This is a genomic window from Luteimonas sp. R10, assembly GCF_045689605.1.
In the GTDB taxonomy this organism is placed as follows: domain Bacteria; phylum Pseudomonadota; class Gammaproteobacteria; order Xanthomonadales; family Xanthomonadaceae; genus Luteimonas.
Map to the genome: position 1 here is coordinate 1113939 of NZ_CP141262.1, position 25257 is coordinate 1139195.

The 25257-nt window shown below is 68.4% G+C and carries 12 protein-coding genes; 7 read left to right on the top strand and 5 right to left on the bottom strand.

The window, feature by feature from the left end; all coding sequences use genetic code 11:
- Window positions 1–84: 84 nt before the first annotated feature.
- Entirely contained in the window at window positions 85–2580 is a 2496-nt protein-coding gene (locus U3649_RS04760; RefSeq protein ID WP_407353736.1) for a TonB-dependent receptor, read from the top strand.
- A gap of 18 nt (window positions 2581–2598) precedes the next feature.
- Window positions 2599–3717 (top strand): tyrosine-protein phosphatase, encoded by a 1119-nt coding sequence (locus U3649_RS04765; protein WP_407353737.1) that lies wholly within the window; start codon window positions 2599–2601, stop codon window positions 3715–3717.
- 332 nt (window positions 3718–4049) lie between these two features.
- Here U3649_RS04765 and U3649_RS04770 read toward each other — a convergent pair whose 3' ends face one another.
- From U3649_RS04770 to baeS, 3 genes are all read right to left on the bottom strand, one after another.
- Entirely contained in the window at window positions 4050–4454 is a 405-nt protein-coding gene (locus U3649_RS04770) for a hypothetical protein (protein ID WP_407353738.1), read from the bottom strand.
- A 217-nt stretch (window positions 4455–4671) separates the two neighbouring features.
- Entirely contained in the window at window positions 4672–5361 is a 690-nt protein-coding gene (locus U3649_RS04775) for a response regulator (protein WP_407353739.1), read from the bottom strand.
- Window positions 5361–6740, bottom strand: a complete 1380-nt coding sequence (baeS, locus tag U3649_RS04780; RefSeq protein ID WP_407354543.1) for a sensor histidine kinase efflux regulator BaeS — start codon at window positions 6738–6740, stop codon at window positions 5361–5363. The genes U3649_RS04775 and baeS overlap by 1 nt, the downstream gene beginning before the upstream one ends.
- A gap of 150 nt (window positions 6741–6890) precedes the next feature.
- Between baeS and U3649_RS04785 the strand changes: the two genes are divergently transcribed.
- The 4 genes from U3649_RS04785 to U3649_RS04800 all read left to right on the top strand — a co-directional run bounded on the left by U3649_RS04785 (window position 6891) and on the right by U3649_RS04800 (window position 13300).
- Complete coding sequence (locus U3649_RS04785; RefSeq protein ID WP_407353740.1) at window positions 6891–8135, top strand: efflux RND transporter periplasmic adaptor subunit; 1245 nt, start codon at window positions 6891–6893, stop codon at window positions 8133–8135.
- An 8-nt stretch (window positions 8136–8143) separates the two neighbouring features.
- Window positions 8144–11296: an efflux RND transporter permease subunit gene (locus U3649_RS04790; protein ID WP_407353741.1), complete on the top strand. Its 3153-nt coding sequence runs from the start codon at window positions 8144–8146 to the stop codon at window positions 11294–11296.
- The gene (locus tag U3649_RS04795; protein WP_407353742.1) at window positions 11293–12720 is read left to right on the top strand and encodes an efflux transporter outer membrane subunit; all 1428 of its coding nucleotides are present in this window, start codon (window positions 11293–11295) and stop codon (window positions 12718–12720) included. Before U3649_RS04790 ends, U3649_RS04795 begins: the two co-directional genes overlap by 4 nt.
- Before the next feature lie 148 nt (window positions 12721–12868).
- Entirely contained in the window at window positions 12869–13300 is a 432-nt protein-coding gene (locus tag U3649_RS04800) for a hypothetical protein (protein WP_407353743.1), read from the top strand.
- Window positions 13301–13348: 48 nt separating this feature from the next.
- Here the strand turns inward: U3649_RS04800 and U3649_RS04805 are convergent, their stop codons facing one another.
- Both U3649_RS04805 and U3649_RS04810 read right to left on the bottom strand, forming a co-directional pair.
- The gene (locus tag U3649_RS04805) at window positions 13349–16123 is read right to left on the bottom strand and encodes a protein kinase domain-containing protein (RefSeq protein WP_407353744.1); all 2775 of its coding nucleotides are present in this window, start codon (window positions 16121–16123) and stop codon (window positions 13349–13351) included.
- Window positions 16124–16214: 91 nt separating this feature from the next.
- A complete protein-coding gene (locus tag U3649_RS04810) occupies window positions 16215–16814 on the bottom strand; it encodes an ECF-type sigma factor (protein ID WP_407353745.1) in 600 nt (199 codons plus the stop codon).
- A gap of 411 nt (window positions 16815–17225) precedes the next feature.
- Here U3649_RS04810 and U3649_RS04815 point away from each other — a divergent pair, with 411 nt between their 5' ends.
- Window positions 17226–25244 (top strand): YadA-like family protein, encoded by an 8019-nt coding sequence (locus U3649_RS04815; RefSeq protein WP_407353746.1) that lies wholly within the window; start codon window positions 17226–17228, stop codon window positions 25242–25244.
- The last annotated feature ends 13 nt before the right edge of the window (window positions 25245–25257 follow it).

The following is a 25257-nucleotide window of genomic DNA, read 5'->3' on the forward strand; positions in this document are numbered from 1 at the left end:
GCCATCGCGCAGGCGGTGCGTTCGCGCGCCCTCGTTTGCCTCCCGATATCCCTGCTGCCGTCGCTGGCACTGGCCCAAGCCGCCATGCAGCCCACGGAACTGGACGCTGTCGTTGTCTCCGCGCCGATCGTGTCCTCGCAGTCGGAGTCGATCGAGCTCAAGCGCGAAGCGATCGGCGTGGTCGACGCCATCGCCTCGGATGCCATCGGTGATTTCCCCGACCAGACCGCTGCCGCGGCGCTGTCCCGCCTGCCCGCGGTCGCGGTGCAGCGCGATCAGGGGCAGGAACGCTACATCCAGGTCCGCGGCGCGCCCTCGCGCTGGACCGCGACGGCCTTCGACGACATCAACGTGGTCGGCGCCGACGAGCGTGTCTTCCGCTTCGACTCCGTGCCGGCCGGCCTGATCGACGTGGTGACGGTCAACAAGACGCTGACGCCGGCCATGCCCGCCGAAGCGTTGGCCGGCCGCGTCGACATAGAAACCGTCTCGCCGATGAGCAAGCGCGGCTTCAGCGGTCAACTCGGCGTGGGCTACGGACCGATGGAACTGGGCGACGGCAAACAGCGTCAGGCCGATGCGCGGCTTTCGTGGAGCAACGATACCTTCGGCGTGCTGATCGGCGGATCCACCTACAGCCGCGACCAGCTGACCGACAACCGCGAGTTCGACTACGACGAGAACGGCGTACCGACCACCTTCGACTTCCGCAGCTACCAGCTCGAACGCGAAACCAACTCCGGCATGCTGAAGCTGGAGTGGCGTCCGGCCGATGGGCACCGCCTGGAGCTGAATTCCCTGTACACGGAATTCAAGGACCACGAGTACCGCAACCAGTACATCTTCGACCTCGGCGGCGCGCTCGGCGGCGAGGCCGGCATCGACAGCGGCTCGCTGGTCGGCGTACCCGTGGCTGCAAGCCTGCAGGACGGCAACTACGCCAACTCGGTATGGACGACGACGCTCGGCGGCGACCATGCGCTGGACGTCTGGACCCTCGGCTGGGATGTGAACGTCACCCGGACCGAAGGCACCACCGAGTTGCCGATGATCCGCCAGATGCAGACCGACCCCAGCCAGTTCGTTTCGCTGGATTACGATCGCCGCAATCCGAATCTGCCGATCCTGGATCTGTACACGACCGTGCAGGGCGATGCCGGATTCTCTCGCGGCGAGCCGGTCGCCCATCTCGACCAGGCCGGTTTCGGCATGGATCTGTTGATTCCGATCAACACGACCACCGAAGCCGACGCGGTCACCTTCAAGTTCGACGCCTCGCGGGATCTTTCCCTCGCCGACGGCGCGCGCCTGAGCGTCGGCGCCCAGGTCGATCGACGCAAGGTCGAAGGCAACACGTACGGTGCATCGCCCGCCGTCGCGGTCTCGGCGTATGCCGAGGCGCTGGGCCTGCCGTGGGACATCGATCCGTTCGTGACCAACAAGCCCTGGGACTCGAAGTTCCCGCGCGGCTTCGGCGTCAACTATGTGGACAACGCCGGCGTGCGCAGGATGCTGGAGCAGACCCTGGCCCAGTTGCAGGCGGCGGGCCTGTACGACCCGGCCGCTGCCATCGACCCGGCCTCGAGGTTCGAACTGGACGAGGACGTCCAGGCCGCCTATGCGCAGCTGGAAGTCGAACGCGGCGCGCACCAGTTCCTGGCCGGCGTGCGCATCGAGCGCGCCACGCTGGAGAGTCGCGGCAACCTGGTCGCGCCGGACGGGACCCGCACGCCGGTGACGATCGAGCAGGACCGCACCGACGTGTTCCCGTCGCTGCACTGGAACACCGATCTGAGTGGCAACCTCAAGCTTCGCAACGCGCTGGTGACCGGCCTGGCGCGACCGGGATTCGCCGACCTGCGTGCCAGCGTCGGCGTCAACGACACCGACCGCGTGATCTCCGGCGGCAATCCGGAGCTGACGCCGGAGCGCGCCTGGGGCTACGACGGTTCGCTGGAGTGGTACTTCGACGAAGCTTCCATCCTCGCGCTGAACGTGTTCTACCGCGATGTGCGCGACGTCCTGTTCAGCAGCACGTCCACCGTCACCGACGACCGCTATGACGCCGGCGGCATCTCGCGGGTGGGCTACGACTACGTCACCACGCTCAACGGCGGCGACGGCAGGCTCGCGGGCGCGGAACTGAGCTACCAGCAACCGTTCAAGTTCCTGCCGGGCTGGATGGACGGCTTCGGCGTGCAGGCGAACCTCGCCTTCATCGACGGCGAGTTCGAGGCCGCCGACGGCGGCAAGCACGACTTCGAGGGCACCTCGAAGCAGGTTCTCAACGCCTCCCTCTACTACGAAAAGTACGGCCTGTCGGCTCGCCTAGCCTATCAATGGCGCGACAAGTGGCTGGACGACGTCAACCTCGATGGCGGTGGCAACACCTACTGGGACGCGACCGAGCAACTGGACCTGTCGGTACGTTATGCCGTCAACGAGAGCCTGAGCCTGTTCCTCGATGCCAACAACCTGACCGACGAACAGGGCCTGCGCTACCAGGGCGACAAGTCGCGCCCCCTGGAAGCCGAAGGTTTCGGTCGCCGCTACATGGCCGGCATGCGCCTGCGTTTTTGATCCCAAAGAGGAAGAACCATGAAGACTGCCCATTCCCTGAAACGGCGCATGCTCGCACTGGCCCTGTGCTCATGCGCACTGCCCGCCGCGGCCGAACTGCCGCGCGATCTGCAGATCGAGCGCCTCGGCCCCACCCGCATCGCCGTGGTCTGGACCGGCGCGGCGGCGGCCGGCGAACAGTACCGGATCGCCGTGTCCGATCGCATCGATGCGCCCCTGCCGGACTCGGTGTCACCGGTGAACGGCGCGTCCGGCCGCATCGAGATCGAGCACGCGGCGGGCGTTCGACCCTACGTGCGCATCGAGGATGGCGAAGGCCGCGAGAGCCTGATCGGCGAGCGCGTGCTGCCGCTCGAGGGCGGCATCAATTTCCGCGACCTGGGCGGCTACCAGACCGGCGACGGCCGCCAGGTGCGCTGGGGCAGCCTGTTCCGCTCCGGCGCGATGGACACCCTGACCGACGGCGATTACGCCTATCTGCAACGTCTCGGCATCAAGACCATCTGCGATCTGCGCAGACCCCGGGAGCGAAACGCCGCACCGACGCAGGCCAACCGCATCGGCCAGGAGGTGGAGTACCTGTCCTGGGACTACGAGCTGAAATTCGATGGCGACGTCTTGAAGCAGGCTTTCGCCGGCGGCGGCGACCCGAAGGAGGCGGCGATCCGGATGATGTCCGGTTTCTACCGCACCATGCCGAAGGAGTTCGCGCCGCGCTACCGCGCCGCATTCGACGCGTTGAAGGCCGGCGACGGCCTGCTGTTCAACTGCAGTGCCGGCAAGGACCGCACCGGGCTGCTGGCCGCGCTGGTGCTGACCACGCTGGGCGTGCCCCAGGACACGGTGATGGCCGACTACGCCATGTCGCAGCGCGTGCCCAGCCTGCAGAAACTGCGCCAGCGCAGCAACGATCCCACCGGCGACAAGGCCGCGGACCCCACCGTCGCGGCCTTCGCGAAGCTGCCGCCGGAGGCGGTCGATGCGCTGATGGGCACGGACCCGGTGTATCTGCACTCGGCCTTCGACCAGATCCGCGCCGACTACGGTTCCATCGACGCCTACATCGAGCGCGAGCTGGGTGTCTCTCCCGCCGACCGGATCGCGCTCCAGGGGATGTACCTGGAGCCGGCGCGGTAATCCCGATCGGGCGGAATGCCGGTGCCGTGGATGACGATGGCGCCCATGAGTCAGGCCCGGCGCCCGGATCAAGTCCGGGGCCGGCCTTCCGGGTTCCGCCACCACGGCGGCCAGATGGTGTGCGCGGCGCCGCGCCTTGCTGGCTTCAAGAGCCTGCCCCTGCCAAGGCAGGGGTCACGCCGTGCGGCGCCGCATGGCGGCCGCTGCGGTGCATCCTCTGCGAGCGCGGCAGCCAGTACGCCAGCTAGCGGAGACTCAAGGCGCCATGCGCGACGGGACTGCCATCCGGAGCCCCGAACAGAACCCAATTGGATTTCAGTAGGAGTTGGGCGCTACGCTCGCTCAGCAAGGCCACGATGCACGGGACGAGCTGCTTGCGGCGTTCGTGGTAGTCGCCACAGCGCGGACTTCAGCGACGAGGTGTCGCGATGTTGCCAATGCTGGTTCAGCTCCGAAAGCTCCTCGAAGGCGTGCTCGATCAGTTCCTGTTTGGCCCGTCGTATCGGTGCTAGCCGGTCGTTGGCCTGCTTCACGGCGTGGTGCAGGGAGCCGTGGAGCGTGGCACGGGCGATCGCGTCGAACAGCTGCCATGTCAGCTTCGCCACATCATCTTCGGCGGAAGCGAGCTCCAATTCACGAGGCTTGCGTGCCGTCGGTGCGATACCGATGTCGCACGCCATCAGCAGCAGGCGCTGCATCCAGTCGTAGAGGTCGCGCAGCGCGACTTCGGTGGGCAACGGGACGTGGATTGGATATTACAAGGATCGGTCATTGGAGGCGCAAGAGCGCGGCCTTCGCCAAGGCCTCCCGCATGGCGCGTCAGTCAGCCTCCCGCGAAAGCTTCCGATGCGCTCGTGTATCAGCGGGCTTCGGCGATATCCGGAAGATACCCGCGTGGCGGCCTTGTTCCATGGACGATCCCGTTGCAGTTGCGATTCGCCCAAGGAGCCCCCGTCAACTGGAACGATCCCTTTCGAAACGATAGCCGACGCCATAAACCGAACGGACCCAGTCCTCACCCCCGGCCTCGGCGAGCTTGCGGCGCAGGTTCTTGACGTGACTATCGACGGTGCGGTCGGTAACGACGCGATGGTCGGCATACAGCCGGTCCATCAGCTGCTCGCGCGAATAGACGCGCCCGGGTGATGCGGCCAGCGTGCGCAGCAGGCGGAACTCGACCTGGGTCAGATCCAGCGGCCGGCCGTCGACACTGGCGCGGCAGGCGGTCTCGTCGATCCGGAGGCCCGGTGCGGGCGTGTCGCCGGGAACCATGCGATGACGGCGCAGGACCGCGTGAACGCGCGCGACGACCTCGCGCGGGCTGAAGGGCTTGCAGATGTAGTCGTCGGCGCCGATCTCCAGCCCGAGCAGCCGGTCGATCTCCTCGGCGCGCGCGGTCACCATGATCACCGGCACGGTCGCGAGGCGGCGCAGGTCGCGGCAGATCTCGATACCGTCGCGGTTGGGCAGCATCAGGTCCAGCAGTACGAGATCCGGCGCCTGCGCATGGAATGCGTCCAGTGCGCAGGCGCCATCGTCGACCCAGTGGTGCGTGTAGCCGGCCGCCTGCAGGTACTCGCCGAGCACCGCTGCCAGCCGCGGTTCGTCCTCGACGATCAAAACATGGCCGGCCGCGCCCTGCATCAGTCCTCCAGCGCCGGCAGCGTCAGGACGATGCGCAGGCCGCCGAGCGACGATGCCTCGGCAACGATGTCGCCCTCGTGCGCCTCGACGATGTTTCGGCAGATCGCCAGTCCCAGGCCGCTGCCGCCGCTGGCGCGGTTGCGCGAGGCATCGGCGCGGTAGAAACGCTCGAACAGCCGCGCCCGCTTGTCGGCCTCGACGCCCGGTGCGCTGTCCTCGACGACGATGCGGAGCGCGCCGGGTCCGCGCGTGCAGGTCACGACGACCTCGCCGCCCGCGTCGGTGTAGCGCAGCGCGTTTTCCAGCAGGTTTGCCAACAGCTGCTGCAACCGGCGTTCGTCGCCGGTCATCAATAACGGCCCGGGCGTGAGTTGCGCGCGCAGTGCCAACCCGGCGGCGGCGAAGCGCGCACGCATGCCGTCGAGCACGGTGTCGAGGACCACCGCCAGATCGATCGGGGCCCGCCGGTATGCAAGCGCGCCGATGTCGGTCAGCGACAGGTCGTGGAGATCCTCGATCAGCTGACCGAGTTGACCCACCTGCTGGTGCAGCGACGACAGCGATTCCGGCGTCATCGGCCGGATGCCGTCCTGCAGGGCTTCGAGCTCGGCACGCAGCACGGCGAGCGGCGTGCGCAGTTCGTGCGAAATATCCGCCATGAAGCTGCGCCTGGCACGCTCGTTGTGTTCCAGCGCATGCGCGAGTTGGTTGAAGTCGCGCGCCAGCTGCCCGATTTCATCGGGCGAACCAGAATCGATGCGCGTCGCGTAGTCGCCGGCGGCCAGCCGATGGGTCGCGCCGGCCAGGCCACGCAACCGCCGCAGTAGCGTGCGCGACAGCAGCCAGCCCAGCAGCGCCGCGACCAGCACCGAAGCGGTGCCGATCAGCCACCACGCCCGCAACTGCGCGGAAAAGAACCGCGATTCGGCGCTGGCCAGCACTTTCTCGAACGACACGACCGCCATCCATCCGACGGTCTCGCCGTCCACCACGACGGGTTCGATCACGTCGTCGCGGCCGGCATCGGGATTCCCGAGGATCACTTCGTAGTCGCGGTCGAGCAGCGCGAGACGGAATACGCCACCAGTCTGGTCCGACACCGGCGGCGCGCGCGGCGGTTGGCCCGGCGCCCGCTCGGGATGCAGCAGCGTGATCCAGCCATCCCTGTTCGCGCGAACCAGGTTCCAGCTTCCGGCACGCGCATAGCCGGCCTCCACGCGCGGCATCAGTTCGGCCACCCGTGCCGCATCCTGCTCGGCGAGGTACTCGACGAAGGTGCTGCGCAGGAAGATCTGCGCCGCGACGCCGTAGACCAGCACCACGAATGCACACGCGGCCAGAATCGCAAGGAACAGCTTGGCGGTGATGCCGGGCCTGATCATCGACAGGGTTGCAGGAGGCGCCGCGGTGGAGGGATGGCTATTAGCCCTCCCGTTGGACACGAACGCAAGCACCCGGCGCCAATCTCCAAATTTGCTGCACATTTACGCCGTAGCGTGCCGAGCCTCCGATAGACCGTGAGCCCTTGCATGTCCTCCGCCGCGCCGCGCCCGTCGCTACCGCCCGCCCTCTGCCTGCCGCTCGCCGGCATGCTTGCCGTCGCCTTCGCCGCCTGTTCGTCGAAAACGCCGCCTGAACAGCCGCCGCCCGAGGTGGGCGTATACACGGTCGCCGCGCAGCGGCTGTCGGTGGACCAGACGCTCTCGGGACGCACCGTGGCGCATATGACATCCGAGGTGCGGCCCCAGGTGGGGGGCATCCTGCGCAAGCGGCTGTTCACCGAGGGCCAGACCGTCGAGGCCGGCCAGGTGCTGTACGAGATCGACCCGGCGCCCTACCAGGCGGCGTTCGAGGCCGCGCGCGGCGATCTGGCGCAGGCCGAGGCGGCGGTGCTGTCGGCCAAACCCAAGGCCGAGCGCTACAAGGCGCTGGTCGCGCTCGACGCGATCAGCCGGCAGGAGGGCGACGACGCGGTTGCGACGTTGCGCCAAGGCGAGGCGGCGGTGCTCGCCGCGCGCGCCGCGCTGCAGACCGCGCGCATCAACCTCGGCTACACCCGCATCACCGCGCCGATCGCCGGCCGCATCGGCACGTCGAGTTATACGCCGGGCGCGCTGGTCAGCGCGGGCCAGGCCGATGTGCTGGCGACGATCCAGCAGCTCGATCCGATCTACGTCGACGTCACCCAGTCCAGCGCGCAGCTGCTGCAGCTGCGGCGTCGGCTCGACGCCGGCCAGCTGAAGGCCGTCGACGGCAAGGCCGAGGTCCGCGTGGCGCTCGAGGACGGCAGTGTCCATGCGCATGCCGGCACGCTGGAAGTCGTGGACGCGCGGGTCGACGAAGCCACCGGCACGGTGCGCCTGCGTGCTGTCGTGCCCAATCCCGATCACTTGCTGCTGCCAGGCATGTACGTGCGCGCGGTGCTGGCGATGGCGATCGACGAGCAGGCGATCCTGGTGCCGCAGCAGGCCGTCACCCGCGATGCCAAGGGCCAGGCGCAGGCACTGGTGGTCGACGCCGACGGCAAGGTCGAACAGCGCCGGCTGCGCACCGGCGACGCGGTGGGCGACCGCTGGGTCGTCAACGAGGGCCTCGCCGCCGGCGATCGCCTGATCGTGGAAGGCGGACAGCGCGTGCGCCCGGGCATGGACGTGCAAGCCGTCGATGTCGCCGTCGACGCGCCGGCCGCCCCCGACGCCGGCGAGGCCGCTACGCCGCCGCTTTCTCCCGACGCGGCTGATACGGCGCCGCGCGCCGACGCCGCGGCCGGCTGAGGACCGTCATGGCACGCTTCTTCATCGACCGTCCCATCTTCGCGTGGGTGATCTCGATCGTGATCACGCTCGCGGGCATCCTCGCGATTTCCACGTTGCCCCTCGAGCAGTACCCGGACATCGCGCCGCCGTCGATCACGGTCAGCGCGAGTTACACCGGCGCCTCCGCCGAAACCGTGCAGAACTCGGTGACGCAGATCCTCGAACAGCAGATGACCGGGCTCGACAACCTGCTGTACATGTCGTCGAGCAGCAGCTCGGCCGGCACCGCGTCTGTGACGCTGACCTTCGACTCCGGCACCGATCCCGACACCGCGCAGGTGCAGGTGCAGAACCGGGTCGCGCAGGCCGAGCCGATGCTGCCCGACGTCGTCACCGCGAACGGCGTGACCGTCAATAAATCGGCCAGCGGCAGCATGTTCATGGTGCTGGCGTTCAACTCGACCGACGGCAGCATGGACGCGACCGACATCAGCGACTACATGGTGACGAACCTGCAGGACCCGATCAGCCGGGTCAGCGGCGTGGGTGGCGCGAGTGTCTTCGGCGCGCAGTACGCCATGCGTATCTGGCTCGACCCCGAGAAGATGCGCCACTACGCGATGATGCCTTCCGACATCGCCGCCGCGATCTCCGCGCAGAACGCCGATGTGTCCTCCGGCGCGCTCGGCGCGCTGCCGGCGGTGGAAGGCCAGCAGCTCAACGCCACCGTGACTGCGCGCAGCAAGCTGCGAACGGTCGAGGAGTTCGAGGCGATCACCCTGCGCTCGGACACCAGCGGCGCGACGGTCTACCTGCGCGATGTCGCCCGCGTCGAGCTGGGATCCGAGTCCTACGCGTCCAGCGCGCGGTTCAACGGGTTGCCGGCATCGGGCATGGGCCTGGAACTGGCGACCGGCGCGAACGCACTGGCGGTGGCCGAAGCGGTGGCGGCGGAACTCGAAGCGCGCGAACCGTATTTCCCGGCCGGGCTGGAGTACCAGATCGCCTACGACACGACACCGTTCGTCCGGATCTCGATCACCGAAGTGGTCAAGACGCTGCTCGAGGCGATCGTGCTGGTCGTGCTGGTGATGTACCTCTTCCTGCAGAACTGGCGCGCGACCCTGATTCCGGTCATCGCGGTGCCGGTGGTGCTGATGGGCACCTTCGGCGTGCTGGCGTTGATGGGATATTCGATCAACACGCTGACGATGTTCGCGATGGTGCTGGCCATCGGCCTGCTGGTCGACGACGCGATCGTGGTGGTGGAGAACGTCGAGCGCGTGATGTCCGAGGAGGGGCTGTCCCCGCGCGAAGCCACCCGCAAGTCGATGGGGCAGATCACGGGTGCGCTGGTCGGCATCACGACGGTGCTGACCGCCGTCTTCCTGCCCATGGCGTTCTTTGGCGGCGCGACCGGCGAAATCTACCGGCAGTTCTCCGTCACCATCGCCGCAGCGATGATCCTGTCGCTCCTGGTAGCGTTGACACTGAGTCCGGCATTGTGCGCGACCCTGCTCCAGCCGATCGAAAGAGGCGGTCATCCGTCGCCCAAGGGCGTGCTCGGTCGCTTCTTCGCCTGGTTCAACGGCAAATTCGACCGCAGCGCCGACGCCTACCAGCGCGGCGTCGGCAAGCTGACCACGCGTCGCGGCTCCGGTGTCATCGTCTACGTACTGCTGATCGGGTTGATGGGCCTGCTGTTCTGGCGCCTGCCCAGCTCGTTCCTGCCGCAGGAAGACCAGGGCATGCTGATGGTGATGATCAACACGCCATCCGGCGCGACCGCGCAGCGGACCGGACAAGCGATCGAGACCGCCACCGATTTCATCATGGAGCAGCCAGAAGTCGAGGGCGTGATGACGATCGCCGGCTTCAGCTTCGCCGGCAGCAGCCAGAACTCGGCAATGGGCTTCATCCGGCTCAAGGACTGGGCCGAGCGCGACGCCTCGGCTGAAGACGTGGCCAACCGGATCACCGGTACGATGATGGGCTCGCTGCGCGATGCGCAGGTGATCGCGATCTCTCCGCCGGCGATCAGCGGGCTCGGCACCGGCGCCGGCTTCACGCTGCAGCTGCAGGATGTCGGCGGCAACGGTCACGCGGAGCTGGCGGCGGCGCGGGCGAAGCTGCTGGAACTCGCCAACAGCGATGGCCGGATCACCAGCGTCCGCTACAACGGTTTGGAGGACGCGCCGAACTACCGCGTGGTCATCGACGACGAAAGGGCCGGTGCACTGGGTCTGTCCGCCTCGGACATCAACAGCACGCTGGCCGCGGTCATGGGCGGCAGCTACGTCAACGACTTCCTCAGCAACAACCGGGTCAAGCGCGTCTACGTGCAGGGCGAGGCCTATGCGCGCATGCTGCCCGAGGACATCGGCCGGTGGTTCGTGCGCAACGGCGATGGCGGCATGGTTCCGTTTTCTGCCTTCTCCAGCGCGCATTGGTCGTCTGCGCCGCAGGTGCTCGATCGGTTCAATGGCGTCGAGGCGATGGAGATCACCGGCAATGCCGCGCCGGGCACCAGTTCAGGCGACGCGATGGCAGCGATCGCCGAACTGGTCGACGGACTCGAGAACGAGGTCGGCTACGCGTGGTCGGACTTGTCGTACCAGGAGCAGGCCGCCGGCGCGCAGACCTGGTCGCTGTACGCGCTGTCGCTGGTCTTCGTCTTCCTGTGCCTGGCCGCGCTGTACGAGAGCTGGTCGATCCCGGTCTCGGTGATGCTCGCGGTGCCGGTCGGCATTGTCGGCGCGCTGCTGGCGACCTGGACGCGAGGCCTGTCGAACGACATCTACTTCCAGGTCGGCATGCTGGCGGTGATGGGCCTGTCGGCGAAGAACGGCATCCTGATCGTCGAGTTCGCGAAGGAGCTGGAGGAGAAGGGCAAGCCGCTGGTCGAGGCCACGCTGCAGGCTGTGCGTATGCGCCTGCGCCCGATCGTGATGACCTCGCTGGCGTTCATGCTCGGCGTGCTGCCGATGGTCGTCAGCAGTGGCGCCGGATCCGGCGGCCGGCATTCGCTCGGCACCGGCGTCCTCGGCGGCACCCTCGTCTCGACCCTGCTGGGCATCTTCTTCGTGCCCCTGTTCTACGTGATCGTGCGCAGCCTGTTTCCCGGCCGCACACCGGGGCCCGAGCACGACACCCCGCTTGCCGGCGAGGTGACCCGATGATCGGTCCCATCCTGCCCCGGCCGGCGCTGGCGCTCGCCTGCGCGGTGACGCTGGCCGGCTGCGCCAGCCTCGCGCCCCGCCACGAGACGCCGGCGCTGCCGGTGCCGCCGAGTCTAGGCGACGCCGCCACTGCGGCCGAGGCTCCGGTCCTCGCCGGCCTCGCATGGGGCGACGTGTTCCTCGACCCGCGCCTGCAGCAGGTCATCGCGCTGGCGTTGGAGGAGAACCGCGACCTACGCATCGCCGTGCTCAATATCGAGCAGGCGCGTGCGCAGTACCGCATCCGCCGCGCGGACGTGCTGCCGAGCGTTGGCGTCACCGCCGGCGAGACCCGTGCGCGCAGCAGTGGCGCGACCAGCTTCACCGGAAGTTCGGAAGTCGGGCGCAGCGCTTCGGTCGAGGTCGGCTTCAGCGCGTGGGAGCTGGACCTGTTCGGCCGCATCCGCAGCCTCAGCGACCAGGCGCTCGCGACATATCTGTCGACCGAGCAAGCGCAGCGCGGCACCCGGCTGAGCGTTGTGGCCGAGGTTGCCGCAGCCTGGCTGGCAGTGTCGGCCGACCAGCAGCGGCTGCATCTGGCCCGGCGGACACTGGAGAGCCAGCAGGAAACCTTGCGCCTGACCGGTCACCTGCACGCGCAGGGCGTCGCGTCGGGACTCGAGCTCGCACAGGTGCAAACCAGTGTCGAGCGCGCACGCGTCGACGTGGCCGCCTTCACCTCCCAGCTCGCGCAGTCGCGCAACGCGCTCGCGCTGGTGGTGGGAGCGCCAGTCGACGCTGCGCTGCTGCCGGACGACACCGCGCTCGATGCAGGTGTTGCGCTGGCGATATTGCCTGCCAATGTGGATTCACGCGTGCTGCTGCAGCGGCCCGACGTGCGCGCGGCCGAATTCACCCTGCAGGCGGCCAACGCCAACATCGGTGCCGCGCGTGCGGCGTTCTTCCCGTCGATCTCGCTGACGGCGTCGACCGGACGCGGCAGCGACCAGCTGTCGAACCTGTTCGATGGCGGCAACCGCACGTGGTCGTTCGTGCCGACCGTCACGCTGCCGATCTTCCGGGCGGGCGCGCTGCGGGCCGAACTCGACGTGGCGACGATCCAGAAGGACATCGATATCGCCGGCTACGAACGCGCGATCCAGGCCGCGTTCGCCGAAGTCGCCGACACGCTGGCCGCACGCGAGCAGCTCGACGAACGGCTGGAGGCGCAGCGTGCGCTGGTCGACGCGAGCCAACGAGCCTATGTGCTCTCCGACGCGCGCTACCGCAGCGGCGTCGACAGCTACCTCGACGCGTTGGATGCGCAACGTACGCTGTACGCAGCACGGCAGGAGCTGATCGGTCTGCGGCTGACCGAGGCGAACAATCGTGTCACGCTCTATAAGGTATTCGGCGGCGGCGCGGATGCGCGCGCAGGAATGTGAGTGATCGCGATCGAGTTCGCCTACGACACCACCCGGGTCGAGATATCGACGGATGGGTGCAGGGCGTTGGTGGAAGCGATCACTACCGCCATTCGGTGATACTGCCGTTCCGGATTGGTGAAGGAGACCGGAGATGAAGCAGCAGACCTTGGCGAAGGCCGCCGATCAGGGCGACGGCTTCGAACAGTACCGGCGTCCCACGCCCAGGCTGTTCCTGTCGCGTGCGAGGACAATCATGCCGAGACTCCGCATGCCCGGACTGCTGGCCGGCATACTTGTGCTTTCCTCCGCACATGCCGCCGACGCGGAGCAATCGTCGCTGTACGCGGTCAATGCCGCCGCGCTGGCAAGCGGCATCACCTATTGCGGCACTCGTTATGGCGGCCTGCAGCGCGGCTCGGCCGGCGCCGAATGCTTCACCAGCGCGAGGAGCGTTCTCGCCGATTTCGACCTGCGCCGCCGGTCGCAGGAGGTCGCCGCACGCTGCAGCGACCCGGCCACGTTCAACACTTGCCTGACGCCCGAGATCGCCCGCCTGGTCCACGCGCTGAATGCGGAGTTCGCCGACAAGGGGCTTTGAGCGGCTGCGGCCGCGCGATACCGGCGGCCGTCCCGGACGGCGGGCCGCTCATTGTCGCAGCCGGTTCAATGCATCGTCGACCCTGCCGATCCAGGAAGGCAGGTCGACGTCGACCGCGATCTCGCGCGCCCGCGCGAGGGATTGCCGTGCCGCCAGGGCGTCGCCCGACCTGTGCTTCCATTCGGCCTGCTGCAGCAGGGCAGTCCACAGGATGGCCCTAGCATACAGCGTATCCACCCGGCCGGCATCCTCGATCAGCTGCGCCAGGTCCCGCGCCAGGCAGGCACCGTCGGTTTCGGTCGCGTCCAGCATCGTGCATTCCGCGAGGCGGACATGCAGCATCTCCTGGCTGTCCTCGCCGTACTGTCGGGTAGCGTCCAGGCGCGCGACGGCGATCTGGCGCTCCGCCTCTTGCAACCGGCCCGCGTTGGCCAGCATCGACGCATAGGCGATCCGGTGCACGGCGGCCACCTGGCCGTGCTGCTCGACCGACGCGCCGATGGTCGATGCCTGCAGCGCAAGAGCCTTGTCGCGCATGGCCGGATCCCGAGCCGCCCGCCACGAGTACTGGTTGGACAGCAGGAAGCGGGTATCCAGCGTGAGCTCGTGACGTTCGCCGTAGCGGCGTTCAAGGATCCCGAGGGCGCGTTGCGTCAGGTCGATGGCCTCGGTGAATTCGCCGGCGAAGCTCCGCAGGTGCGCACGTGCGGTCAGGACCCGTGCATAGGCCGGGTGCCGGTCGCCCACCGTCGAGCGCAATATGTCGGCCGCCTGCGCGATCGAGGCGTCGGCGCCGGTGTTGTCCTGGTCGAGCATTTGCATGAAGGCAAGTTCGCTCCAGGCCACACCGGTCTGCGGATGCCGCTCGCCCAGGCTGCGCATGCGGCTGTCGAGCAGGTCCCGGGCCATTGTCATGGCCCGCGCCTCACGACCGGGCTTTCGCGAGGCGCGAACGGTCCGCATCAGCGATTCCCGCGCATCATCGACGATCCGGGGTTCGATGGGGTCCGCCAATGCGATGGCACGGATGAGGTCGTCCTCGGACGCGTCCAGCATCAGCCGCTGCCGGTGCCAGGTGCCTCTCAAGGTGAGCAGCTGCGCCAGCGAGAGTTCCCGGGACGGGGAAGCCAAGCGCGCGGCATCCCGTATGGCGGCGCTCAACGTCTGCAGTGCCGTCCGCGAGTCGCCTTGCCCGGACCGGGCGACCGCCAGTTGGGTCTTCAGCTGGATCATCGCCAGCCGCTCCTGTTGGCCCAGGACGATTCCCAGTCGTTCCAGTCCTTCGCGGCTGACCTGTTCGGCGTCGACATGCTGCGCTCGCAGGTTGCGGATGCGCGCGAGCGAGGCACGATTGAACGCGAACTGCAGCGTGTTCCCGTCGCCGATGCGGCTGGATTCCAGCGCGAGGTGTTCGGCCCGTGCGTAATTGCCGGCGTCTGCACGGCTCCTGGCCAGGATGGACAGGCCCCGGGCCAGCACCTCGGGCGGATCCTTCATGGCGTACCGCCGCAGGTGCCGCTCCGTGCGCTCGAGCAACTGCGAGGAGGTCATGGGCAGATCGCCCGTACTCGACAGGGCCGCAGCGCCCAGGGATTGGCTGAAGATCTGGTCGACGCGGCCGGAGACGTGGAGCTCGTGTGCGGCCTGCCGCCGCTGCTGCCATGCGAAGCCGCCTGCCGACAGGACGACCAAGGCCAGCAGCGTGGTTGCGCAGACGGCGGCGGCGTTGCGCTGGACGAAGCGCTGGATGCGATAGCCGGCGCCTCCCCGCAGCGAGATCGGCAGCCGGTTCAGCCAACGCCGCAGGTCGTCGCGCAGGGCGTCCACGTCGGGATACCTGTCGCCTGGATCGCAGGCCACGCACTTCATGGCGATGCAGTCCAGGTCTCCTGCAAGCAGTCGCCGGAGCGCAGCGGGCGTGGCCGCGCGCCTCCGCCCGCATTCGGCGGAATCCAGGCGCATCGCGAGCTCGCTGGGCGGCATGGTCGCCTTCCGGACGATGATGGACAGCGGAAGGTGCAGGGGCGAGTTGGGGATGGGCCATCCGCCGCACAACAGGCGGTACAGCAGCACGCCCAGGGCATGGATGTCGAGGGCCACGGAAGGGGCGCAGCCTGCCAGCAGCTCGGGCGCCGCGTAGCCGGCGCTGAAGGCGGAAGCCCGCTCGCCCGCAGGGGTGGAATCGCGCTCGCGCGCGATCGCCGCAAGACCGAAATCGAGCAGCTTGGGCTGGCCTTCCGGCGTGACGAGCACGGCGGACGCCTTGATGTCCTGGTGCAGGACCCCGCGCGCGTGTACGTACGCCAGCGCGTCGCATACCTGGACGAACAGGGCGACGCGTTCCCGGATGCCCAGGTGCCGCTCGTCGCAGCATCGATCGATGGGGACGCCGTTCACCAGCGGCATGACGAACCAGGGGGTTCCATCGCCGTCCAGCCCGCCGTCGAGGATCGGCACGATGTCCCGGTGGTTCAGCGCGGCCAGCGCATTGCGCTCGTTCTGGAACGCGGCGTGCGTCTGCCCGGAAACCAGTTCGCTATGGATGCACTTCAGGGCGACCTCGCGTTCGAATGCACCGTCGTCTCGCCTGGCGGCGTACACCGTGCCCATGCCGCCGCTGCCGATGATGCGCTCGATGCGCCACGCGCCGAGCCTGCGCCCGATCCTCGCGTCCGCCTTCATGGCCGTGCCATGGTTCGGCGACGGCATGGCGATCAGGTGCGGCGCCCGGTCCAGGATGGAGCCCGTCCCGGAATCGGCGGCCAGAAGCTGCCTGACCCTGGACGCCACCTCGGGATCCCGGAACTCCAGCCACAGCAACAACGACGTCCGCAGGAACGGAGGCAGGCTATAGAGCCGATGCAGCCACCGAAGCGCCCGGTGGTCCGGATGCCTGTCCACTTCGCCGGCCGGCCTACGCATCGCCCAGCCGCTGCAGCAGGAACTGCCGCGCGGTCTTCCAGTCCCGCCGCACCGTGCGGACGTGGATGCCGAGCAATCGGGCGATCTCCTCCTCGCCGAGGCCGCCGAAATACCGCCATTCCACCACTTGCGCCAGGCGCGGCATGGCTTCCTGGAGTTCGTTCAACGCCGCGTCCAGCGCGACCAGGTGCTCCAATCGGCATTCCCGGCCGCTGTATTCCCCGTCGCTGTCCCAGCCATCGGAAAGCGAAAGCACCTGCATGTCACCGCCCCGTTTCTTCGCCAGCTTTCGCTTGGCTTCGTCCAGCAGCACCGATCGCATCGTGGAGACGACAAGGCCTATCAGCTGCCTGCGGTTTTCGGCATTGATGTTGGCGCTGGCCAGCTTGATCCAGGTTTCGTTGACCAGTGCGGTGGGCGACAGGGTGTGGTGCGGCGACTGCCACAACTGCGAGCGGGCCAGTCCATGCAGTTCGCGATACAGCAGGGTATAGATCCGGTTCCATGTTTCGCCTTCACCGGATTTGACGTCGATCAACAGACAGGTGACGGATTCGGCGGTCTCGTCCGACTTCTGCAGTGGAACTCCCATCTCATCGTCACCTTCTTGGCGGTGGAGCGTCGTCTCGCGCTTCGGTCATGCGGCTGCCGGCCGCGCCCTCGTTCGGGCCCCGGCGGCTCGCGCGTTGGAAGCTCCCTCCGATCGCATGGCGCGGCCGCAGGAGCCATGTTCCCTTTCATCCCGGAACCCGGCTCGTCAAATGGACAAAAGGCGTCCCCGGACGCCGGCCAGAGGATAGGCGAAATGAAACTGTGGCGCACGTCATGTTTCTCGGGTCCAGCGCCAGGCGGAACACCCGGCGACGTGCCTGTGGCCGTTCCCCCATTCTGCGTCTCCGCGCGCCCGGAAGCGGCCACGCTTGGAGCAGCTCCACCCGGGGATGTCCTGTTTCCCCTCCGTACGTCGGCTTAGTGAGTACGAGAAGGCACAGGGGATTACCTGGTGAACAAGATCTACAGCAAGGTGTGGAACGGGACGCTGGGCCAACTGGTCGTGGCTTCGGAACTGGCCGGTAGCGACAGCGTCGGCTCGGCAGGCGTTAGCGGCGCCGCTGCAACGCCGGCTCACGCCGCGCGCCTGTGCCGGGCCATCGCCCTGGCGCTGGGACTCGGCGGCATGGCAGCCAATGCCTGGGCCGAAGTGGGCACCGCCGGCGGTACCCGCCCGGGCGGAAACAGCGGCAGTACCGCGATTTCGCCTTCCAGCACCGAGTGCAACGCCGCCATCCCCGGCGCCGACTCGGCCGACGGCCAGGCCACGGCGGTCGGCAACCGTGCCATCGCCATCGGTTGCGGCACCAATGTCGGCGACGAGTCGGTCGCCATCGGCGTGGGCGCGGGCAGCGCCACGTCCACGTTCGCCACCGACATCGGCCGCGAGGCGGGCCGCAACGTCAACGGCGCCTACAACACCAACGTCGGCTACGGTGCCGGCAACGATGTCACCGGCAACGACAACGTGGCGATCGGCCGTGACGCAGGCCGCAACGTACAGTCCAGCGCCGGTGCCAACGGCGGCAACAACGTGGCCATCGGCCAGGGCGCCGGCAACAATGTCACCGGCGACGCCAACTTCGCGTTGGGCAAGGGCGCCGGCAACGACATCAACGGCTTCAACAACATCTCCATCGGCGAGAACGCCAACAACGGCATCTCCACCAACCTCAACGTCGCCATCGGCCAGTTCGCGGTCGCCACCGGCGGCGTGGGCAACTCGGTGGCGATCGGCTTCTCCTCGTTCGCCGACGGCGGCAGCGCCATCGCCATGGGCAACAGTTCCGACGCCAACGGCACGGCCACGGTGGCCATCGGCTTCCGCGCCGGTGCCGGCAACAACATCGGCGCCGCCTACGCCGGCAGCTACAACAGCGTGGTCGGCCCCGAGGCCGGCCAGCGCATGGCCGGCACGCAGAACGTGGCCATGGGCCGTCGCGCCGGCAACGGCCTGAGCGGCGACAACAACGTCGCCATCGGCAACAACGCCAACTCCGCCGGCTTCTACACCGACGATGCCGGCACCAACTGGAGCGGCGGCGCGCAGGTGGCGGCCAGCGATACCACCGCCATCGGCTCCGACACCTCCGCCACGGCCAGCCGCGCCACCGCGCTGGGCCATGCCGCTACAGCGGCGGCCGGTGGAAGCATTGCCATCGGCGGCGCCGGCGCCGATGGCGCGAACGCCATCGCCATCGGTACGGACAGCAACGCGAGCGGTCCCGGCGCCGTCGCCGTGGGGGCCGCGGCGCAGGCAACCGGTTCGCGATCGGTGTCGATCGGGGAGCGGTCGGGTACTGCCGGCCTCGATGCTTCGAATATTGTCGGCAACATCGCACTGGGCGGGCTCTCGGGCCAGGAGGTCGTCACGTCGTACAACACGGCCATCGGGTACGAGGCCGGCCAGCGTGTCTCCGGCGGTCTCGGTAACACGGCCCTTGGCTATCGCGCGGGCAACGACGTGGTGGGCCAAGGCAACATCGCAGTCAGCGGAGGAAACGAGGTCAGCGGAAGCAACAACGTCGCCATGGGTGGTGGAGGCGCTGGAGACCGGGTGCAGGGGGCCTCCAACGTTGCCGTCGGTGTTGCGGCGGGCAGAGGGACGGTTGGAAGCAACAACTCCTCGATCGGCGCGTTCGCGGGTCAGAACGTGACGGGAAACAACAACCTCGCGCTCGGAAGAGGTGCGGGCCTCGGGATTTCAGCCGATCGGACGGTATCTGTCGGCTTTAGCGCAGAAGCCGGTACCGACGGTGCCGTGGCAATCGGTGCCGACGCGGAAGTGACCGCGGAGAACAGTGTGGCGCTGGGCGCGGGCAGCCTGGCCGATGGTGCGACCCTGGCCGATGCCGCCTACTCGCCGACGGGCGACCTGGGCAGCATTGCCGGTACCGCGCCGGTGGGCGAGGTCAGTGTCGGCAGCGTGGGCAACGAACGCCGCCTCACCAACGTGGCGGCCGGCTCGGCGGACACCGATGCGGTCAACGTGTCGCAGTTGGGCGCGCTGGCCGACACGGTGGAAGCCAATGAAATCCATTACTTCAGCGTCAACGACAACGGCGTGGTGAGCGGCAATTACGGCAATGACGGTGCCACGGGGCTGAATGCCATGGCGGTCGGCGTGGATGCGGAAGCAACTTCCGCCAATTCGCTGGCCTTCGGCACTGGAGCCCGGTCGGGGAATTTGAGCACAGGCAACGGCCAGAGCGCCATCTCCATCGGCCACAATGCTTACGCCAGCACGCATTACTCAGTGGCGATCGGTGATGGGGCGGAGGCGGGCTACCAGTCCACGTCGATTGGACACGGTGCGGGAGAGGGTTCTACATCGTTTGGTACGACCGGGGCGGCCGGAAATCGGGTCGCGATTGGCACAAACGCCGGCCAGAATGTTGATGGCGACAACAATGTGGCCCTAGGTACCAGTGCGGGCGGTGGCATTACCGCGAACGACACAGTCAGTCTCGGCAGCAACGCCTCGGCCAGCGCGCAGGATGGCGATGTGGCACTCGGTTCGAACAGCGTCACCGGCACGGTCGTGGCCACGGACAGCGCCACCCTCAACGGCGTGACCTACGATTACGCTGGCACCACGCCGACCAGCACGGTCAGTGTGGGTGCGGCGGGCGCCGAGCGCACCATCACCAACGTAGCCGCCGGCCGGGTGAACACGGACAGCACCGACGCGATCAACGGCTCGCAACTGCACGCCACTCATCAGGCCATCGAGGATGTTTCCGAGGTGGCCAACAGCGGCTGGAACCTCAGTGCCCAGGGCGCCAACAGCAGCAATGTGGCGCCGGACGACAGCGTCGACCTGGCCAACACGGACGGCAATATCGAGGTCAGCAAGACCGCCGACAGCAACGATGTGAGCTTCGATCTGGCCGACGATGTGGTGGTCAGCAACAGCGTTTCCGTGGGCGATACCGTGATGGATGCTGATGGCGTGCGTGTTGGCGCCGACGTGGCGTTGAACAACAGCGGCCTGACCATCGCCGGCGGTCCCAGTGTGACCACCGCCGGCATCGATGCCGGCGGCCAGCGCATCACCAACGTGGCCGCGGGCGTGGACGACACCGACGCGGTCAACCTCAGCCAGCTTTCCGATACCGTGGATGCCAACAGGGCCCGTTATTACAGCGTCAACGACGGCGGCATCGCCGGCGGCAACTACGACAACGACGGCGCGGTGGGACTGGATTCCATGGCGGCTGGCAAGAACGCCCAGGCGGTCGGCAGGAACGACGTCGCGGTGGGCCACCGGGCGGTCACCATCGGGCGTTACGGCGGTACCGCGATCGGCGGCCATGAACTGGAGCAGACCATCGCCGGCGAGTTCGGCACGGCGGTGGGTTCGGCGGCCAAGGCCCAGGGCATCGGCGACACCGCCGTGGGCAGCTATGCCGACACCGGCGCCTTGAATCCGGACGATATCGACAGCGGATACCGTACCGCGGTGGGTTATCGCGCCACCGCCACCGGCGCCGCGGCAACAGCCATCGGCCCGTTCAACCGCGCCACCGGTGATCGCAGCTTCGCCGGTGGCTATGAGGCATCGGCGACCGGCAACGACAGTGCCGCCATCGGCTCGCGGTCGAGCGCGTCGGCCGACGAGGCGTTGGCGATCGGTTCCGGGGCGACGGCCAGCCATGCCGGTTCCGCGGCCCTGGGCGCAGGTAGCGCGGCCGACGGCTCGACCCTCGATGACGACGCCTACTCGCCGACGGGTGACCTGGCCGATATCGCCGGCATCGCGCCGGTGGGCGAGGTATCGGTGGGTTCGGCTGGCAACGAGCGCCGCATGACCAATGTAGCGGCCGGTTCGGCGGAGACCGATGCGGTGAACGTGTCGCAGTTGGGCGCACTGGCCGACACGGTGGAAGCCAACGAGATCCATTACTTCAGCGTCAACGACAACGGCGTGCAGGGCGGCAACTACGAAAACGACGGCGCCACCGGGATCAACGCCGTCGCCATCGGCGTCGACAGCGTGGCCGACGGCGACGCGTCCGTGGTGCTGGGCGCGCAGAGCAGTGCGGCGGGCGTGGGCGCCATTGCGGTGGGTCAGGGTGCCGGCGCGTTCAACGATGCGACCACGGCCTTGGGCCAGAGCGCGCAGGCCTTTGGCCTGGGCGATACGGCCCTGGGCAACATGGCGTATTCCGAAACCGCCAACGGTGCGGGGACCGCCGTCGGCACCCTGAGCCAGGTGCTGGCCGATGGCGGCACCGCGCTGGGCGCCGAGGCTTCGGTGGGTGTTGCGGGCCAGGGCGCCACGGCGCTGGGGCGTTCCGCCTCCGCCGATGGCGAAGCGGCGGTATCGGTCGGTGCCATGAGCAGCGCCGGCGGTGCCGGCAGCACCGCGATAGGCGGCCAGTACGACATCGGCACCTATCTTGGCTTGGGCGAGCAGTACGTCCAGACCACGGCAGCGGGTGCCGGCGCGACCGCAGTGGGCGCCGCGTCGCTGGCATTGGACGAGATGTCCACGGCGGTAGGTACGGGAGCCATCGCCGAGACGCTGCAGAACACGGCGCTCGGCGCACTCAGCTGGGCTTCCGGTGAGTCCGGCACCGCGCTGGGGTACGGCAGCGAAGCCAGCGCCGAAGGGGGCGTGGCCCTGGGCGCGGACTCGGTGGCCGACATCGAGGCCGGCGTTGCCGGCTGGGATCCGAGCATCGGTGCCGTCAGTACCGATGCCTCACCGATTTGGACCAGCACAGCTGGTGCGGTGAGCGTCGGCGACGCGGCAGGTGGCATCACCCGCCAGATCACCGGCGTGGCGGCGGGCACGCAGGAGACCGATGCGGTCAATGTGGCGCAGTTGCAGGCCGCCACCTACTCCAACAAGTACTTCAAGGCCAGCGGCAACTACGACCCGGCCGATCCCGATGCCGATCCGGGGGCCTGGGTGGAAGGCATCAACGCGACGGCGGCCGGCGACGCCGCGAGTGCCGTGGGCGACGGCGCCACCGCGCTCGGCAGCGGTGCCATGGTCTTTGCCAACGATGCCACCGCAGTCGGGTTCAACAGCGTCGCCATGGGCGACAACAGCCTGGCGGCAGGTGCCTATGCGCAGGCCGAGGGTGTGTCCAGCATCGCCCTCGGTAACGCAGCCCTGTCCAATGGCGCGGACAGCATCGCGATGGGAAGGAATGCCCTTGCGAGCAACGCAAGCGGCATCGCGATCGGCTCGGACAGCATCGCCAACGGCGTCAATGGCGTTGCCATCGGCGGAGGCTCGCTGGCCGACGGCTTCAATGCCGTCGCCATCGGTGTCGCGAGTGCGGCCAACGGCTGGGATGCCGTCGCCCTGGGTTCGTACTCGACCGCCGACTACTACGGCATCTCGATCGGCGGCTTCACCACCACGGGCTACGGCGGCACGGCCGTCGGCAACGGCGCATCCTCGGCCGATTCCAGCGTGGCGATGGGCTGGGGCGCCGTGGCGGGCACCTACGACTACGACCTTGGCCACTGGGCGACCGGTGCAGCCGTGGCGGTGGGCAGCGGTGCGAACGCCGGTGGCATGTACGGCACCGCGGTCGGCCAGGGCAGCCTGGCCTCGGGCGCGTCTTCCGTGGCCCTGGGCGGCCTGTCGGAAGGCTCGTGGACCCCCTCCACCGCCAGCGGCGACAGCAGCACCGCGCTGGGCGCGGGCACACTGGCGGGCCGCGACGCGTCCAGCGTCACCGATGGCGACTACACCACGGCGGTCGGCACCGAGGCCTGGGCGACCGAGGACGGCGCCACCGTCCTGGGCTACAACAGCTATGCGCAGGCGCTGGGCGCCACGGTTGTGGGTTCCAACAATTGGACCGAAAAGGCTGCCGAGAACAGCGTGCTGATCGGCTCCGGGGCATTGGTGGCCGAAGCGGGGGGCATCGTGGTCGGGCACGCAGCGGAATCCACGGCCGTGGACGCGATCGCGATCGGCGCCAACGCGAACGCGAGCCATGCCGGTTCGGTGGCCCTGGGCGCAGGTTCGGCGACCGATGCGGCGGTCGCCACCGCCAGCGGCACCATCGGCGGCGCGACCTACGCGTACGCGGGCACCGAGCCGGTGGGAACGGTCAGCGTGGGCACCGCCGGTGCCGAGCGCACCATCACCAACGTGGCCGCCGGCCGCGTCGATGCGGACAGCACCGATGCGATCAACGGCTCGCAACTGCATGCGACCCACCAGGCCATCGAGGAGATCGGCGAGGTGGCGAATGCCGGCTGGAATCTCAGCGCGCAGGGCAGCGACGCCAGCAACGTGGCGCCGGGCGACAGCGTCGACCTGGGCAATACGGATGGCAATATCGTGGTCGCCAAGGCCGACGACAGCCCTGACGTCACCTTCGACCTGGCCGACGACGTGGTGGTCAACAGCAGCGTGGCGGTAGGCGCGGTGCGCATTGACGCTGCCAGCAACGACATCACCGGGCTGAGCAACGTCACCCTGGACGGTCCCGACTTCGCCGCAGCCGGACGCGCAGCGACCGAGGAGCAGTTGCAGATCGTGCAGGACGAGATCGGCGAGGAGATCGACGCCAACCGTACGCGCTACTACAGCGTCAACTCCGAGGGCGGTGGCAACTACGACAATGACGGCGCGACCGGCGCGGACGCGATCGCGGCGGGCAAGGATGCCGAGGCCGAAGGCGACGACGCGGTGGCCATCGGCCACGGCGCGAGCGCCCAGGGCGAGGGCGGCCTGGCCTTCGGTTCCGGTGCGCAGGCGCTCTCGCTCAACAGCCTGGCGTTCGGTGCCGGGGCGGTGGCTTCGCACGACAACAGCATCGCGCTGGGTGCGGGCTCGGCGACTACGGTCGGGGCGCAATCGGGCTACGACGGCGTGTACGTGGGCAGCAGCAATTCGACCGGTGAGGTGAACGTGGGCGGCCGCCAGGTCACCGGTGTCGCCGCCGGTTCGGCCGGTACCGACGCGGTCAACGTGAGCCAGTTGCAGGGCGGCGTGGAGCATGCGATCGAGGTGTCCAACGAGTACACCGATGTCCAGGTCGGCGATGTCAACAACCGGATCGACCAGATCGATGGCCGCGTCACCCACATCGAGGGGGACATCATCGATATCCGCGGCGACATCACCGACATCCAGGGAGACATCGTCGACATCCACGGCGACATCACCGACCTGGGCGACCGGGTGACCAGCGTGGAAGGGGACATGTCGAACCTGACGGAAACGGTGAACGAATTCGACAACCGTGTGACCAACGTGGAGAACGGCGCCGACGGCATGTTTCAGGTCAGCCAGGAGGGCGACATCGTCAAGCCGACGCCGACCGGAACGAACGCCTCGGCCGGTGGCAATGGCGCGGTGGCCAGCGGCGATCATGCGCTTGCGATCGGCAACCAGAGTACGGCCAGCGGCACCAACAGCACCGCGATCGGCACCGGGGCCACGGCGTCGGCGGCCGACAGCACGGCCATCGGCCAGGGGGCCACCGCCGAACACGCCAACAGCGTGGCGCTGGGTGCGGGGTCGGCCACGACGGCGGGCGCGCAGAGCAACTACGACGCCGCGTACGTGGGCAGCAGCGACTCAACCGGCGAGGTGAATGTCGGCGGCCGCACGATCTCCGGTGTCGCGCCTGGCATCGCCGGTACCGATGCGGTCAACGTCAACCAACTCGATGGCGGCGTGAACCACGCCATCGAGCAGGCCAACCGGTACACCGACAACCGCGTCAGCCAGATCGAGGACGACATGTGGACGATGGATCGCGGCTACCGCGGCGCGACCGCCTCGGCGATGGCGATGGCGGGCCTGCCGCAGGCGTATCTGCCGGGCAAGAGCATGCTGGCGGTCGGCTTCGGCGGGTACCAGAGCGAGTACGGCATGGCCGTCGGCCTTTCTGGCATCACCGACAACGGCCGCTACGTCTACAAGGCGCAGGCCAGTGGAAACACCGCGCGCGATTGGGGCTTCTCGGTCGGTGCGGGGCTCCAGTGGTGATCAGGACGGTCTC

Coding starts and splice junctions, on each gene's coding strand:
- U3649_RS04790 (WP_407353741.1), top strand. CDS start 8,144: ATGGCACGCTTCTTCATCGACCGTCCCATCTTCGCGTGGGTGATCTCG.
- U3649_RS04810 (WP_407353745.1), bottom strand. CDS start 16,814: ATGGGAGTTCCACTGCAGAAGTCGGACGAGACCGCCGAATCCGTCACC.
- U3649_RS04765 (WP_407353737.1), top strand. CDS start 2,599: ATGAAGACTGCCCATTCCCTGAAACGGCGCATGCTCGCACTGGCCCTG.
- U3649_RS04795 (WP_407353742.1), top strand. CDS start 11,293: ATGATCGGTCCCATCCTGCCCCGGCCGGCGCTGGCGCTCGCCTGCGCG.
- U3649_RS04785 (WP_407353740.1), top strand. CDS start 6,891: ATGTCCTCCGCCGCGCCGCGCCCGTCGCTACCGCCCGCCCTCTGCCTG.
- U3649_RS04760 (WP_407353736.1), top strand. CDS start 85: ATGCAGCCCACGGAACTGGACGCTGTCGTTGTCTCCGCGCCGATCGTG.
- U3649_RS04775 (WP_407353739.1), bottom strand. CDS start 5,361: ATGCAGGGCGCGGCCGGCCATGTTTTGATCGTCGAGGACGAACCGCGG.